General features: G+C 65.3%; 13 protein-coding genes and 7 tRNA genes. 10 read left to right on the plus strand and 10 right to left on the minus strand.

The annotated features are described in order from the left end of the window. Window positions 1–111 precede the first annotated feature (111 nt). Both SSKA14_RS11015 and SSKA14_RS11020 read right to left on the minus strand, forming a co-directional pair. Window positions 112–675, minus strand: a complete 564-nt coding sequence (locus SSKA14_RS11015) for a GNAT family protein (RefSeq protein ID WP_232281377.1) — start codon at window positions 673–675, stop codon at window positions 112–114. Window positions 676–727: 52 nt separating this feature from the next. Further along, window positions 728–813: transfer RNA gene (locus SSKA14_RS11020), tRNA-Leu, on the minus strand. Window positions 814–945: 132 nt separating this feature from the next. On the opposite strand from SSKA14_RS11020, the gene SSKA14_RS11025 reads away from it, so the two are divergent. Beyond that, window positions 946–1,326, plus strand: coding sequence for a response regulator (locus SSKA14_RS11025; protein ID WP_040007479.1), 381 nt, complete (start codon window positions 946–948; stop codon window positions 1,324–1,326). Window positions 1,327–1,396: 70 nt separating this feature from the next. Further along, window positions 1,397–1,594, plus strand: coding sequence for a hypothetical protein (locus SSKA14_RS11030; RefSeq protein WP_006461763.1), 198 nt, complete (start codon window positions 1,397–1,399; stop codon window positions 1,592–1,594). Window positions 1,595–1,639: 45 nt separating this feature from the next. Here SSKA14_RS11030 and SSKA14_RS11035 read toward each other — a convergent pair whose 3' ends face one another. Beyond that, window positions 1,640–2,596, minus strand: coding sequence for an SOS response-associated peptidase family protein (locus SSKA14_RS11035; protein WP_008267185.1), 957 nt, complete (start codon window positions 2,594–2,596; stop codon window positions 1,640–1,642). A gap of 77 nt (window positions 2,597–2,673) precedes the next feature. Here SSKA14_RS11035 and SSKA14_RS11040 point away from each other — a divergent pair, with 77 nt between their 5' ends. Further along, on the plus strand, window positions 2,674–3,090 hold the full coding sequence (locus SSKA14_RS11040) for a GNAT family N-acetyltransferase (RefSeq protein WP_008267409.1): 417 nt from the start codon (window positions 2,674–2,676) through the stop codon (window positions 3,088–3,090). Window positions 3,091–3,150: 60 nt separating this feature from the next. Here SSKA14_RS11040 and SSKA14_RS11045 read toward each other — a convergent pair. The 7 genes from SSKA14_RS11045 to SSKA14_RS11075 all read right to left on the minus strand — a co-directional run bounded on the left by SSKA14_RS11045 (window position 3,151) and on the right by SSKA14_RS11075 (window position 4,485). Next, window positions 3,151–3,226: transfer RNA gene (locus SSKA14_RS11045), tRNA-Glu, on the minus strand. Between the two features lie 48 nt (window positions 3,227–3,274). Continuing rightward, a tRNA-Ala gene (locus SSKA14_RS11050) sits at window positions 3,275–3,350 on the minus strand. A 45-nt stretch (window positions 3,351–3,395) separates the two neighbouring features. After that, a tRNA-Glu gene (locus SSKA14_RS11055) sits at window positions 3,396–3,471 on the minus strand. A 48-nt stretch (window positions 3,472–3,519) separates the two neighbouring features. Beyond that, window positions 3,520–3,595 (minus strand) — tRNA-Ala (locus SSKA14_RS11060). 183 nt (window positions 3,596–3,778) lie between these two features. Next, window positions 3,779–3,854 (minus strand) — tRNA-Glu (locus tag SSKA14_RS11065). A gap of 54 nt (window positions 3,855–3,908) precedes the next feature. Then, window positions 3,909–3,984 (minus strand) — tRNA-Ala (locus SSKA14_RS11070). 102 nt (window positions 3,985–4,086) lie between these two features. Continuing rightward, on the minus strand, window positions 4,087–4,485 hold the full coding sequence (locus SSKA14_RS11075) for a heavy metal-responsive transcriptional regulator (RefSeq protein ID WP_008265200.1): 399 nt from the start codon (window positions 4,483–4,485) through the stop codon (window positions 4,087–4,089). A 186-nt stretch (window positions 4,486–4,671) separates the two neighbouring features. Here SSKA14_RS11075 and SSKA14_RS11080 point away from each other — a divergent pair, with 186 nt between their 5' ends. The 7 genes from SSKA14_RS11080 to SSKA14_RS11110 all read left to right on the plus strand — a co-directional run bounded on the left by SSKA14_RS11080 (window position 4,672) and on the right by SSKA14_RS11110 (window position 14,124). After that, a complete protein-coding gene (locus SSKA14_RS11080) occupies window positions 4,672–5,739 on the plus strand; it encodes a helix-turn-helix domain-containing protein (protein ID WP_040007480.1) in 1,068 nt (355 codons plus the stop codon). 81 nt (window positions 5,740–5,820) lie between these two features. Beyond that, window positions 5,821–6,624 carry a TlpA disulfide reductase family protein gene (locus tag SSKA14_RS11085; protein WP_040007482.1) on the plus strand — a complete coding sequence of 268 codons (804 nt, stop codon included), beginning with the start codon at window positions 5,821–5,823 and terminating at the stop codon, window positions 6,622–6,624. Window positions 6,625–6,654: 30 nt separating this feature from the next. Beyond that, window positions 6,655–7,494, plus strand: coding sequence for a thiol:disulfide interchange protein DsbG (dsbG, locus tag SSKA14_RS11090; RefSeq protein WP_008267920.1), 840 nt, complete (start codon window positions 6,655–6,657; stop codon window positions 7,492–7,494). 515 nt (window positions 7,495–8,009) lie between these two features. Continuing rightward, the gene (locus SSKA14_RS11095; protein ID WP_008268408.1) at window positions 8,010–9,455 is read left to right on the plus strand and encodes a DcaP family trimeric outer membrane transporter; all 1,446 of its coding nucleotides are present in this window, start codon (window positions 8,010–8,012) and stop codon (window positions 9,453–9,455) included. A gap of 76 nt (window positions 9,456–9,531) precedes the next feature. Further along, window positions 9,532–10,884: an arginine/agmatine antiporter gene (gene adiC / locus SSKA14_RS11100; RefSeq protein WP_006461445.1), complete on the plus strand. Its 1,353-nt coding sequence runs from the start codon at window positions 9,532–9,534 to the stop codon at window positions 10,882–10,884. A gap of 20 nt (window positions 10,885–10,904) precedes the next feature. Then, a complete protein-coding gene (locus tag SSKA14_RS11105) occupies window positions 10,905–13,193 on the plus strand; it encodes an Orn/Lys/Arg decarboxylase N-terminal domain-containing protein (protein WP_008268240.1) in 2,289 nt (762 codons plus the stop codon). A 28-nt stretch (window positions 13,194–13,221) separates the two neighbouring features. Continuing rightward, window positions 13,222–14,124, plus strand: a complete 903-nt coding sequence (locus SSKA14_RS11110) for a cation diffusion facilitator family transporter (RefSeq protein WP_008265428.1) — start codon at window positions 13,222–13,224, stop codon at window positions 14,122–14,124. Window positions 14,125–14,262 lie beyond the last annotated feature (138 nt).

The following is a 14,262-nucleotide window of genomic DNA, read 5'->3' on the forward strand; positions in this document are numbered from 1 at the left end:
CATTCCCCCGCCCCGATCCGGCGCGATCACGATAGGCAGATGTACGTGAGGCTGGCAAGAAAAGTGTGCGCTGCGTCTAATGCCAACGTTGTCACAAGTCGCAGTTGTGTTTCAGCGAGGGGGCGTGGCCGTACCTTCGAGATGGGCGAACATCCAGAAATTGCGGGGCTGCCCCCGTACACGGCGATAGGCGTGCAGCAGCCCTTCCCGCTGCATGCCGAGGCGTTCCAGCACGGCGATCGAGCGGGCATTGCTGTCGAGGACAGTCGCCTGGATGCGGACCAGGCGGCGTACTGCGTGCCCCCAGTCGAGCACTGCGCGCGCCGCATGGGTGGCCAGCCCTTGTCCCTGCCAATGCGGGTCGAGGTCATACGCGAGCTCGGCGCGGCCGTGCAGGAGATCGATGCCGTTCAAGCCGATGGTGCCGATCAACCCGTCCTTGGCATCGGCCAGCGCCCAGCGCTGATCGGGGCCGCCCGGCATATAGCGGGCGACCTGCTGGCGCAAGGCGTGTTCCGAGATGTCGCCCCAGCTGGTGTGTTCGATCACGCCCGGCAGAGAGAGGTAGCGGGACCATGCGGCCGCATCATCGGTCCGCAGGGAGCGCAGACGTGCGGGCAAGGTGTCTGGAAGTGACGGCACATTCGACGCAGGCATGCCGGGCAGTGTGGACACCCTGGGCCTGGAAAAGCAAAAGGCCAGGTCATGGACCTGGCCTTTGATGCAGTGGTGCCGGTGAAAGGACTCGAACCTTCATGGGGTGACCCCCGGCTGATTTTGAGTCAGCTGCGTATACCATTCCGCCACACCGGCAGGCAGCGTGCGAGTGTAACCGAGGTCGGCAGGGCTTTCATAGGGGCAGGGCCATTCGGGGCGCTTCCTGTCGGCATCGGTCCCGTGGTGGCTATACTGCGGCGGCGTGAATACCTCCAGGAGCGGTAGCCGATGACAGTGTTGCAGGACCTGAGGGTGCTGGTGGTCGAGAACGACGAAATGAGTGCCGCGCTGCTGCAGATGCAGCTGGTGCATGCCGGCGCGACCGTGGTCGGATTGGCGGCAAGCGTGGACGAAGCGCTGCGCCTGCTGGAGGATTCGGCGCCGGACGTGGCCCTGCTCGACTACCGCCTGGCCCGCAACGAGACCAGCGAGCCCGTGGCGGCAGCGCTGTCGGCACGCGGTGTGCCGTTCGTGCTGGCCACCGGCATGCTGGCCGAGCAGTTGCCGGCGTCGATGCTGGCCGGGGTGCTGCTGGTCAAGCCCTACCTGTCGGCGGATCTGTCCCAGGCGCTGGTACGCGCGGTGGGGCATTCCCGCGTCAAGGCCTGATTGGCCCCCGGCGGAGAGGACCGGCGTATGCTGCCGTGGCCTGAATGCTCAGGCCTACAAGGAGAGTGGCATGAAGAAGTGGATCAAGCGCATGGTTGCCGCGGGTGTCCTTTCGATGGCGGTCTTCGGTGGTACCGCGACTGCCGCATGGTGCGGCCAGCCCTGCTTCCAGCTCTACAAGAGCTGCATCGCGCGCGGCGGTGAGGTCGAGCAGTGCCTGCAGGAACAAGCCTTCTGCGAAGAGGCGATGTGCGGCGGCAACCCCTGATCCAGGAACCCCGCCCAGGCGGGGTTTTTCATAGGCGTGTGGTGTTCATCCGGCTTCGTCGTACACATAGCGGATGTCCTCGCGGTCGTCGAGGATGCGGTATTGCAGGGCCAGGTCATCCGGGTCCGGATTGAGCCATGCGTCCAGGTGCTCCCGGCGGATCGGCACCACGCCGCGGTCATGCCCGGCGGCGGCGACATCGGGTGGCGGGGCGTCGGTGATCGTGGCAAATGACAGCAGCCGGCCTTCCGGCCCTTCCCATTCCGCCCACAGGCAGGCCAGCAGCAGGTCGCGGGGCGGATCGGGGCGGAATTCCAGCACCACGTCCTGTTCCTTCTCGTCGGCGTCCAGCGTCCGCGCGTCGATGGCGTGGCGGGGCACGTGCTCATAGAACGCCTGCACGACCACGACCCCATGGCGCAGCCCGAATGCGCCGCGCCAGTAGCCTTCCAGGCTGTCGCGCCGGGCATTGTAGGTACCGGGGTAGAGCACGTCGTTGCGTGCTGGCGTGTCCGGCAGCCGGCACTGGTAGCGCATCGGCTTGATCACCCGCTGGCCGTTGTCGCTGACCATGACCGGTGCGTAGGTACCCGGGAAAATGCGGTTGTCGCGCGGCAGCAGCTGCACCCGATGCAGGTCCTCCAGCCGGGCCTGCGCACGCTCGATGCGGTTGCCGGCCACACGCAGGTCATTGCGTGCCTTCTGGGTGGGGCGGGTCGCCAGCGTGGCGTGGGCGATATCGCGTCGTTCGCGCTGCCGGGCCAGCTCGGCCTCCAGTGCCTGCTGCTCCTGCGCATGCCATTGCTGGATCCTTGCCACGATGTCGCGGCCCTGTTCGGTGCGCGCGCCGGCAAAGCCGTCGTCCATGGCTTTTGGGGTTTTCGGGCGCTTCTTGCCGGGATCGTGCGCGTACAGTTCAGCGAATTCCTCCAGCGAGAGAATGGCGCCGAACTCGCGCACCAGCTTGGCGTAGTCGGCGCGGATCAGGGCGGAATAGCACATGGGAACTCTGCCGGCGTGGGTCGCAGCGGCTGCGACGTGGATGCGGCAGGATAGCCCGACCCATCAGGAGATGCCGCATGAATGAATCCGCCACCTGCCAGTTCCGCGAAGCCGTGCCCACGGTCGAGGACTACTGCCGGCTGCGTGTACTGGCAGGCCTCAGTGCCAAGCATCAGGAAGCCGCTGCGCGCGCATTGCCCAATACCCTGTTCGGCGTATGCGCCTACCAGGGCAATGAGCTGGTTGCGATGGGCCGCATCGTCGGCGATGGCGGCTGCCACCTGCAGGTGTGCGACATCGCCGTGCTGCCGCGCCTGCAGGGGCAGGGCCTGGGCAAGGAGGTAATGCGGCGGCTGGACGACTGGATGCGGGCCAGCCTGCCGCCGTCGGCGTACGTCAGCCTGCTGGCCGATGGTGAGGCACATCGCTTGTACGCGCAGTTTGGTTTCGCACCGACCGCGCCGGCGTCGATCGGGATGTATCGGCGGTTCTGAAATGAGTGCCTGGATTCCAGGCAAAGAAAAACCCCGGCCGAAGCCGGGGTTCTCAAGAATTGGCGTCCCCACGGGGATTCGAACCCCGGTCGCCACCGTGAAAGGGTGATGTCCTAGGCCTCTAGACGATGGGGACGCACGAAAAACTTCAAGTTGTAGAACCTTCGACGGCCTAATGTCGAAGTGGTGGAGCCAAGCGGGATCGAACCGCTGACCTCCTGCATGCCATGCAGGCGCTCTCCCAGCTGAGCTATGGCCCCAATGAAACCCCGGATGATCTGCCGGGAGCAGAGTCCGTTTGAAACTGGCGTCCCCACGGGGATTCGAACCCCGGTCGCCACCGTGAAAGGGTGATGTCCTAGGCCTCTAGACGATGGGGACGCACGAAAACTTCAAGTTGTAGAACTTTCGACGGCCTAATGTCGAAAGTGGTGGAGCCAAGCGGGATCGAACCGCTGACCTCCTGCATGCCATGCAGGCGCTCTCCCAGCTGAGCTATGGCCCCGTGTTACCGAGCCGCCTATCATACCTGCGTGTTCACGTTTGTGGAAGCCTTTTTCAACTTTTTTCGTTCCGGTTCAACCGAAGCCACAAGGGCAGGGGAACCGCAACGCCACAACCTGAATGCCGGTAGGCGGTGAACAAAAAAGACCCGGTTATCGGCCGGGTCCTCGTTGTTCGTGATGAGTGGCGTCCCCACGGGGATTCGAACCCCGGTCGCCACCGTGAAAGGGTGATGTCCTAGGCCTCTAGACGATGGGGACGCAATTCTCATCAATGTTCTTTAGCGACCTTTCGACGGCCTAATGCCGAAAGATTGGTGGAGCCAAGCGGGATCGAACCGCTGACCTCCTGCATGCCATGCAGGCGCTCTCCCAGCTGAGCTATGGCCCCACGTCGCTGAGGAGCGAAATAATAGCCTTGCCCCAGGGGGTTGGCAAGCTTTTGTTGCACTTTTCTTCACGCACGCTGCGCGGCAGATTCCTGTCGCCGTGGCTACGCGTTGTCGCCGGTCAGCGCCGCCAGGATCGGGCATTGATCCAGCGCACCATGCCCGGGGCAGGCGTCGACCAGCTGCGAAAGCGCAGCGTGCATGCGCTGCAGTTCGGCCATCCGTTGCGCGATGTCCTGCAGGCGGGCCTGTGCGGTGTCGCGCACGCTGCCCATGTCCTGCGAGTGACGATCACTGAGCGCGAGCAGTTCGCCGATCTCGTCCAGGCTGAAGCCCAGCGCTTTGGCGCGGCGGATGAAGCGCAGGCGGCGCAGGTCCGCCTCGCTGAAGATGCGGTAGCCACCGGCCGAGCGCACCGCCGTCGGCAGCAGCTGCTGCCGTTCGTAGTAGCGGACGGTGTCGATCGGCACGCCGGCCCGGCGGGCCAGTTGTCCAATGTTCATGGCGGATTCCTGCAGGTGCTGCCGGACATTGTGAAGCCTGGAGTCTGGTCAAGGGTCAAGACCGGGCCCGGAAGTGCGTATTCAGCGCACTTTGCAACTTTCTTCATAGCCCCGCCGCGGGACCAGTTCCTACCCTTCGCCTGAACCGGCCGTTCGATGGCCTGTAACAAACCGAGGAGGTGGTCTGTGGATGGAATCAGGAACGAGGGATTCGTCGAGGTCGCGGTGGTCGAGTACCCGGGGGGCGATCCGTCTGCCGCCTCCGTACTGGCTGAGATGGCTCATGTCGCAAATCGCCTGGCCCAGCAACAGCGCCGGCCGTTCAAGCGAGTGCTGGTCACGCGCTGGATCGTACCCGCCAGTCAGACCGGTGTGCACCGCATCGCCGGTGCGGAAATGCTCGATGCCGCCATTCCTGCGGTGATCGCCGTTCCCGGGCAGATCAGTCCCGGCACCTGCCTGCGTGCCGAAGAAGTCGTGTTGGACTGGCTGCGCGCCCACTATGACGGTGGCAGCCTGCTGGCTGCAGCCAGCGAAGGTGTGAGCGTTCTTGCGCGTGCGGGCCTGCTGGCCGGGCGAACGGTCAGCGGGCCTGATCTGGGGCGACACCCGGGGTTGCAGGCGCAGGCCGTGAGCTGGGTACCGAGCGAGCGTGCGCTGGTCGATGACGGCGATCTGCTGACCGTCGGCGGGTCGCAGGCGTGGCGCTTCCTGGGTCTTCGGCTGCTGTACCGGCTGCATGGACAGGGCGTGGCCAGCGCGGTGGCGCAACAGTTGGGCATCACGGTGCCGGATGGGGTGCAGCAGGATCTGGAGCGCTTCAGCGCCAATTTCGCGCATGGTGATCGCGACGTACTGAAGGCGCAGCGGTGGCTGCACACCACCGCAGCACGTGGCGCCACCCTGGCCGCGATCTGTGAGGTTTCCGGGCTGGAACCGCGGACGCTGCAGCGACGCTTCCTCCGGGCCACCGGTCTGCGGCCCATCGAGTATTGCCAGCGGCTGCGCATCGCAAAGGCGCAGACCTTGCTGCAACAGGGCGCCGGTATCGACGAAGTGGCCTGGGGGGTGGGCTACGCCGACCAGAGCGCGTTCCGGCGCCTGTTCCTTCGCATCGTGGGCATGACGCCGGCCAACTATCGCCGCCACGTCAACTGCAAGCGGCGCGAGCGGCCGCTGATGCCTTCGGTCGCAGGCAGCCTGCGCGGATTGCAGGTGCCGACGGGTGCGCAGTTGGGACGAAGCGCCGCGTGAGGCCTCATGCTGCAGTGGCGCTTGCAACCTGGGCGCGACGCTTCGACCATGAAGTGGTTGAATGATTGAACAGGTGGGTTGATGTCGAGTGTTGGCCCGGTCCCGATGCCGGTGGTATTGATTCTTGTATGCAGCGCGCTGGCCATGGCGGTTGCCCGCCTGTGGCCACGCGGAGCCGACCCGGAGCCACTGCCCCCGGCTGCCAGCATGGTGCTGGACATGCTCCTGATCGGCCTTCTGTGTGGTCGCATCAGTTTCGTGGCACTGAATTTCGCGCTGTATCGTGGTGCGCCGTGGAGCATTCTTCAGATCACCGATGGTGGCTATCACCTGGTGGTGGTGCTGCTGGCGGGGCTCGCGTGGGGGCTGTGGCGCCTGCGCCGTTGGCCCGCGTTGCGTGCGCCGGTGCTGACAGCGGCCCTGGTCGGCGTACTGCTCTGGTTTGGAGGGAGCCAGTTGCTGTCGCTGTGGCAGGAGCGGCAGATGCCATTGCCGACGATGCAGGTGACGGATCTGCAGGGTGGCCCGGTTGATCTGCAGCAGTTCCGCGGCTCGCCGCTGGTGCTGAATCTGTGGGCCACATGGTGTGGCCCCTGCCGCCGGGAAATGCCGGTGCTGGCCGCGGCGCAGCAGGCGCATGCCGACGTGCAGTTCGTATTCCTCAATCAAGGCGAAACCCTGGATGAGGTTCAGGGTTTTCTCGCCGACGAGCAGCTGGTGCTGGGAAACGTGTTGCTGGACGATGACGCGGCCGCATCAACCGTGCTGGGGGTGCAGGCCTATCCTTCGACCCTCTTCTTCGATGCCGACGGGCGCCTGCGTGAACTGCACCTGGGCGAACTGACCGCGGCCGGTCTTGAACACAAACTGCGCCGGCTGCGGTAGCCTGCGCGGGCATCTCACTACGGAGTTCCCATGTTGTCGACTTCCCTGCGCACCGCTCCGGCGTTGCTGTTGTTGCCGGTCATGCTGGCATTGGCCGCCTGCAGCCAGGCCCAGACTCCGCCAGGCAAGACTGCGGCGGCACCGGCCGCAAGCGCTCCGGCCGCTGTCAAGGGTGACCGTCCCGCAGTGTTGAAGGGCATCGAAAAGCACGGCTTCGAGGTTGTTGCCGAGTTCGATGCGCCGGGTGGGCTGCGTGGCTTTGCCGGCGTAGTGGGTGGCCAGCAGCCGGCTGCGGCCTACGTCACCGCCGACGGCAAGCACGTGCTGGTCGGCAGCCTGTTCGATGCCGAAGGCAACGACGTGGCTGCCGAGGCCGTGGAAAAGCTGGTCGCCGCACCGATGTCGGCCAAGATGTGGACCAAGCTGGAGGCCAGCGCCTGGGTGCGTGATGGCAAGGCCGACGCACCGCGTGTGGTGTATACCTTCAGCGATGCCAATTGCCCGTACTGCCACAAGTTCTGGGAAGCGGCCCGCCCATGGGTCGATGCAGGCAAGGTGCAGCTGCGCCACATCATGGTCGGCGTAATCCGCGAGGACAGCCCGGCCAAGGCCGCAGCCATCCTGTCGGCGCGTGACCCGAGCGCGGCCCTGCTGGAGAACGAGCACCAGTTCGACCGCGGTGGCATCAAGGCACTGCCAAGCATCAGCCGCGAGATTGCCGGCAAACTCGATGCCAACCAGGTGTTGATGATCGAAATGGGCTTCCAGGGCACACCGGGCATCCTGTTCCAGGACGCGCAGGGCCAGGTGCAGCGTCGCGCCGGCCTGCCGCAGGGGGCTGACCTGCAGACGGTGCTGGGCCCGCGCTGATCGGAACCCGCATCGCATGACGTGAACCGCAGGCCCGCATGGTGACATGCGGGCCTGCTGCGTTCACCGGCCCAGGCGGGCACAGCCACCTGCGCAGCACCTGTTCTTCGTCACGTCTGAATCGTGACTGACATCAAGCATCGTGCCTTGATTCCAATCAAGGCCAAAAACGACAGCCGGATTAGCCTGTGACGCATGGAATACAGCGTCACTACGCGATGGATGCCGCGTTCGCCAGCCCCCAATCGGGGTCGGCCGGCTCAGCCATTCACGACACTCTCACTCCCTGCTTGTTACCCAGACCGCTGCGGTCGCCACCTCTCTGGCAGCGCGGCCTTGATGGAGTCGACATGGGGGCAGGCAGGACGGTGTCATCGTTCTGTTGCCTGCCACGCGCAGGCTGACCGGTGTCGTCGACGCAGTACCTGCATTTCCAGCAACGGCAACGCGAGGCCAGGGTGGCGCATGCGTGCGCTCCGGGAACGTGATGCGAATGTTCGTCCGGGGAGGATGCAATGCGTGTGGCGGTACTGAGTCTGGCGTGTCTGGGTGCACTGGCGATCACGCCAGCGTATGCGCAACAGCACGATGCGGAGGATACGCAGGCACTGCGGCGCGAGATTGCCGCCATGCGGCAGGCGCTGGAAGGCATGCAGCAGCGCCTGGATCGACTTGAACAACGCGACGCGACGCCTGCGCCTGCGTTGGCGCAGATGCCGGCAGCGCCTGTAGCGCCTGGTGCTGCAACGGCGGCTGCGACCGATGTGATCCATCGCACCCAGGTGCCGGGTGTGGCACAGCCGGTGCTGCCGCAACGCGACTCCGTGGCTGACCCGTCCACCGCGGCATCGCGTCCGGACAGCGCCGCAGGCCCGACCGATCCCGATCTGAAGGGCTTCTTTGCCATCCCGGGAACCGACACGGTGATCCGCATCGGGGGCTACGCCAAGCTCGATGCCATTGCCGACTCGCGCGCGGCGGGTGACGAAGACCAGTTCATTCCTTCGTCGATGCCGGTGGGGGGCAGTCATCGCGACGTGTCCAACTTCAACATCCATGCCAAGCAGACCCGCTTCAGTTTTGAAGCGCGGCGACCGACCACGCACGGCAATCTGCGCTTCTACCTGGAAAACGACTTCTTCGGCAGCAGCGACGGTTATGAGTTCCGGCTGCGCCATGCCTATGGCCAGCTTGGCAATACCTACGCCGGCTATGGCTACTCCAGCTTCATGGACCCGGACAGCCTGCCCGACACGCTGGATTTCGCAGGGCCGGGCGGTGCCGGTTATCTGCTGGTGGCGGGCATCCACCACAGCTTCGCGATGGGCAAGGGCAACACGCTCACCGTCGCCGCTGAAGACCCGAAGACCGAACTGGCCGGCGCCACCGAGGAACGGGCCGCAGTGAACCGGCTGCCCGATGTGACGGTGACCGCTCGCATGGAGCGCGACTGGGGCCATCTGCAACTGGGTGCGGTGGCGCGCAGCCTGGCCTATGACGGTGATGGCGAGCGCGACCGGCGCATGGCCGGCGGCCTGCAGCTCAGCGGCTCGGCCTCGGTGGGCGAGCGCGACCTGTTGTTGTTTGGTGCCCTGGGTGGCCGCGGCCTCAGTCGCTACACCGCCGACCTGACCGGCTCCGGGCTGGATGCCGTGGTCGGCGCCGATGGCCGCCTGGATGCATTGGACCTGCATGGTGGCTTCGTGGGCTACACCCATTACTGGTCCGAGCTGTGGCGCTCGAACCTGATCTTCGGCCAGTTGACCCTGGAGCGGAATGCGGCACTGGCGGCCGACGCGTTCCGGCAGAGCCGCTACGGGGTGTTCAACCTGATCTGGAGCCCGGCGCCGTCGTGGACGATGGGCATGGAGCTGCTGTACGGCCGCCTGGAACAGCAGGGCGGCACGCGCGGCGACACGGTCCGGGTGCAGGGCAGCCTGCAATACAACTTCATCAAGTAAGCGCCAGCGGCCGTACGCCAGCGCAACCGTCCCCACGCCCGGTCGCACCGGGCTCATGCCAGTACAGGAGATTGTCATGGCAGAAGCAAAGAAAATCGGGGTGGTCGGAGCCACCTTCCTCGTCGCCGGCAACATGATGGGCTCGGGTGTGTTCCTGTTGCCGTCCAGCCTGGCCAAGATCGGTACCGCCTCGATCTGGGGCTGGCTGATCACCACTGCCGGCGCACTGCTGCTGGCCTTCGTGTTCGCCAAGCTGGGCAAGCTGGCACCGAAGGCGGGTGGTCCTTATGCCTACGCGCGTGACTGGTTCGGGCCGTACATGGGCTTCCAGACCAACACCATCTACTGGTTCGCCAACTGGATCGGTAATGTCGCCATCCCGATCGCCGCGGTGGGGTACTTCAGCTACTTCTTCCCGATCCTGTCCGAACCGCTGGTGCGCTGCATCGCGGTGCTGGTGCTGGTATGGGCGCTCAGCTTCGCCAACATGATCGGCCCGGCCTTCGTCAGCCGTGTGCAGACGGTCACCACCAGCTTCGCGCTGGTGCCGATCCTGGGCATCGCCATCTTCGGCTGGTTCTTCTTCGATGCCGACATCTTCAAGGGCGCCTACAACGTGTCCGGTGAGTCGAACTTCGGCGCGATCTCCAGCGCCGCGGCACTGACCCTGTGGGCCTTCATCGGCGTCGAATCGGCCTCGGTGACCGCCGGCGTGGTCGAGAACCCGGAAAAGAACGTGGCCCGGGCCACCCTGGCGGGCGTGTTCCTGGCCGCGATCGCCTATATCGCCAGTTCCTCGGTGATCATGGGCATGGTGCCCAATGGTGAACTGCAGACCTCCGATGCCCCGTTCGCATTGGCCGCGGCCAAGGCGGTCGGTGGCTGGGGCGGTGCGCTGGTCAGCCTGTGCGCCTTCATCGGTGCTGCCGGTTCACTGGGCGGCTGGATCCTGCTGACCGCGCAGAGCGCCAAGGCGGCGTCGGATGATGGCCTGTTCCCGAGCATCTTCAGCAAGACCAACAAGGATGACGTGCCGGTCAAGGGCGTGCTGATCGTGGCCGTGCTGATGACCCTGGCGGTGCTGGTCACCTCCACCTCGGAAACCGCGTCCGCGCAGTTCGACGTGATCACGTCGGCGGCGGTGGTGCTGACGCTGCTGCCCTACATCTACTCGTGCGTGGCGTGCTACTTCGTGGTCGAGCGTTCGCACACTTTGGTCCACACCGGAGCGTTCTGGACCCTGACCAGCCTGACCGTCGTGTACTGCCTGTGGGCGATCTACGGCTCGTCGGGAACCATCGTGCAGTACGCGTTCCTGTTCGTGCTGTTCATCACCGTGTTCTATCCCTTCTTCAGCGAGGAGCGCCGCCAGCAGCGGCAGCGCGCCCGCGAGGCTTCGGCGATCAGCGCCGGCGCCCAGCGTTCCTGAGTTAGACAAGGAGAATCAACATGTACTTCAAGTCCCTGGACTACCCGGTCATTGTCATCGACAACGACTACGAGTCGCCGCGCATCGGTGGCATCCTGATCCGTGCGCTGGTGGAGGAGCTGCGCAGCAACGACCAGCGCGTGCTGTGCGGCCTGAACCTGGATGATGCCCGTGCCGGTGCCCGCACCTATGTGGCCGCTTCGGCCGTGCTGATCTCGATCGATGGAAGCGAAGAGGTGGACGGCGAGTTCCAGCGCCTGACCGCGTTCCTGCGTGAGCAGAGCGCGCGCCGCGCCAATCTGCCGGTGTTCCTGTACGGCGAGCGCCGTACCATCGAGAAGGTGCCGAGCAAGCTGCTCAAGTACATCCACGGTTTCATCTTCCTGTTCGAAGACACCAAGAGCTTCATCTCGCGGCAGGTCATGCGCGCGGCCGAAGACTACATGAAGAACCTGCTGCCGCCGTTCTTCAAGGCGCTGATCCACCATGCGGCCGAGTCGAACTACTCCTGGCACACGCCGGGCCATGCCGGCGGCGTGGCGTTCACCAAGTCGCCGGTCGGCCGCGCCTTCCACCAGTTCTACGGTGAGAACACCCTGCGCAGTGATCTGTCGATCTCGGTGCCGGAGCTGGGTTCACTGCTTGACCATACCGGCCCGATCAAGGACGCCGAGAACGAGGCGGCGCGCAACTTCGGTGCCGACCATACCTTCTTCGTCACCAACGGCACCTCCACCGCCAACAAGATCGTCTGGCATGGCACGGTGGCGCGTGGCGACGTGGTGTTCGTCGACCGCAACTGCCACAAATCGCTGCTGCACGCGCTGATCATGACCGGCGCGGTGCCGGTGTACTTCACCCCCAGCCGCAACGCGCACGGCATCATCGGGCCGATCAGCCTGGACCAGTTCACGCCGGAATCGCTGCAGCAGCGCATCGCCGCCAACCCGCTGGCCAGCAAGGCCTATCAGGCCGGCTCCAAGCCGCGCATCGCGGTGGTCACCAACTCGACCTACGACGGCCTGTGCTACAACGCCGAGAAGATCGCCGACGAGATCGGCAGCGCGGTTGACTTCCTGCACTTCGACGAAGCCTGGTACGCCTACGCGGCGTTCCATCCGTTCTACGAGAACCACTACGGCATGGCCAAGGGCAAGCCGCGTGAGCAGGATGCGATCATCTTCACCACGCATTCGACCCACAAGCTACTGGCCGCGTTCTCGCAGGCCTCGATGATCCACGTGCGCAATTCGGCGCAGCGCGACCTGGATGCCGAGCGCTTCAACGAGTCGTTCATGATGCACACCTCGACCAGCCCGCATTACGGGGTGATCGCGGCCTGTGATGTGGCCTCGAAGATGATGGAGGGCGATGCGGGCCGTTCGCTGGTGCAGGAGATGCACGACGAGGCGATCGCGTTCCGCCGCGCGATGCTGCACGTCCGCGATGACCTCGGCCGCGACGACTGGTGGTTCAGCGTGTGGCAGCCCACCAAGGTCGAGCGCAGCCTGGACAAGGGCGATACGCCGGCACCGCTGGTGGCCAAGTGCGAGGAGTGGTACCTGCAGCCGGATGCGCACTGGCACGGCTTCGAGAACCTGGTTGACGACTATGTGCTGATCGACCCGATCAAGGTAACCCTGCTGACCCCGGGTCTGGCGATGGACGGCAGCATGGGCAAGCTGGGCATCCCGGCGGCGGTACTGAGCAAGTTCCTGTGGGGCCGCGGCATCACCGTGGAGAAGACCAACCTGTACTCGGTGCTGTTCCTGTTCTCGATGGGCATCACCAAGGGCAAGTGGAGCACGCTGGTCACCGAGCTGATGGCGTTCAAGGAACTGTACGACCGCAACGCGCCGCTGAGCCAGGCACTGCCGTCGCTGGCCGCCGACTATCCCAATGCCTATGCCGGCTGGGGACTGCGTGACCTGTGCGATGCGCTGCACGCGTTCAACCAGGAATTCTCGGTGGCCAAGGTGATGCGCGAAATGTACGTGGACCTGCCGACGCCGGTGATGACCCCGGCCGACGCCTACAATCACCTGGTGAAGGGCGAGATCGAGCGGGTCGACATCGAGCAGCTCAGCGGCCGCGTCGCCGCCACCATGCTGGTGCCGTACCCGCCGGGCATCCCGACCATCATGCCGGGCGAACGCTTCGGCGACAGCGACGAGCCGATCATCCAGTCGCTGCGCATCGCCCGCGAGCAGAATGCCCGTTTCCCAGGCTTCGAGTCGGACGTGCACGGGCTGATCATCGAGCACGATGGCGATGAGACGTCGTACAGGGTGGAGGTGCTGAAGGCCTGACCGGCGACGGTCGGCCCTTCGGCGAACGATGGATACCGCGCGCGAGCAACGCATCCTGAAGTTCTCGATCGGGGTGACCATCGCGGTCAGCGCGGTCGGCTTCATCGGTGGCCTGCTGGTGGGATCGCAGGCCATCCTGTTCGATGGTGTCTACAGCCTGGTCGACGTTGCCCTGACGCTGGTGTCGTTGTCGGTACTGCGGCTGGTGGCGCGGGAGCAGAGCCCGCGCTTCCAGTACGGCTACTGGCACCTGGAGCCGATGGTGGAGGCACTCGGTGGGGTGATCCTGTCGCTGGCCTGCGTGTATGCGCTGGCCAATGCGGTGATTGGCCTGACTACGGGTGGGCACGAAGTGAAGTTCGGGCCCGCACTGTGGTGGGCGGCCTTGCTGAGTGCCAGCAACCTGGCAATGGCCGCGTTCGTCGCGCAGCGTGCGCGGCGCCTGCGCTCCGCGTTGCTGTGGCTGGACGTGCGCGGCTGGCTACTGGGCGGATTGATGAGCCTGGCGGTGGTGATGGCCTTCGTGCTGGCGCTGGTCCTGCACGGCGGCCAGTGGCACCACTGGGTGCCATACCTGGATTCGATCGTGCTGGCGTTGATCAGCCTGGCGGTACTGCCGGTGCCGGCGCGCAGCGCGTGGAAGGCCATGCGTGAAGTGCTGCAGGTGGCGCCGGATGATCTGGACCGGCGGGTGCAGCAGGTGATGCAGGCGTTCGTGGCCGAGCGTGGCTATGCCGGTTTCACCAGTCATGTGGCGAAGATGGGGCGGATGCGCTTCATCGAGATCCATGTGCTGGCTGACCCGGCGACACCGCTGGGCTCGGTGGGCGAGGTCGATGCGATGCGTGATGAGATCGCGGTGCGGCTGGATGCCCGCGGCAGCACGTTCTGGCTGACCATCGATTTCACTGCCGATCCGGCGTGGACCTGACCCGGCATCGGTAGCGTCGAGCAAGTTCGACGCTACGAAGAACCGCGATCGTTGCGCGGGCCGGACTACTCTGTTGCGTCGGATGCATTTGACCTCAACCGGAGTTGAGGTCGCAGACTGCTGCGCAATCCCGGTCAT

The organism is Stenotrophomonas sp. SKA14 (assembly GCF_000158575.1).
Classification (GTDB): Bacteria; Pseudomonadota; Gammaproteobacteria; order Xanthomonadales; family Xanthomonadaceae; genus Stenotrophomonas; species Stenotrophomonas forensis.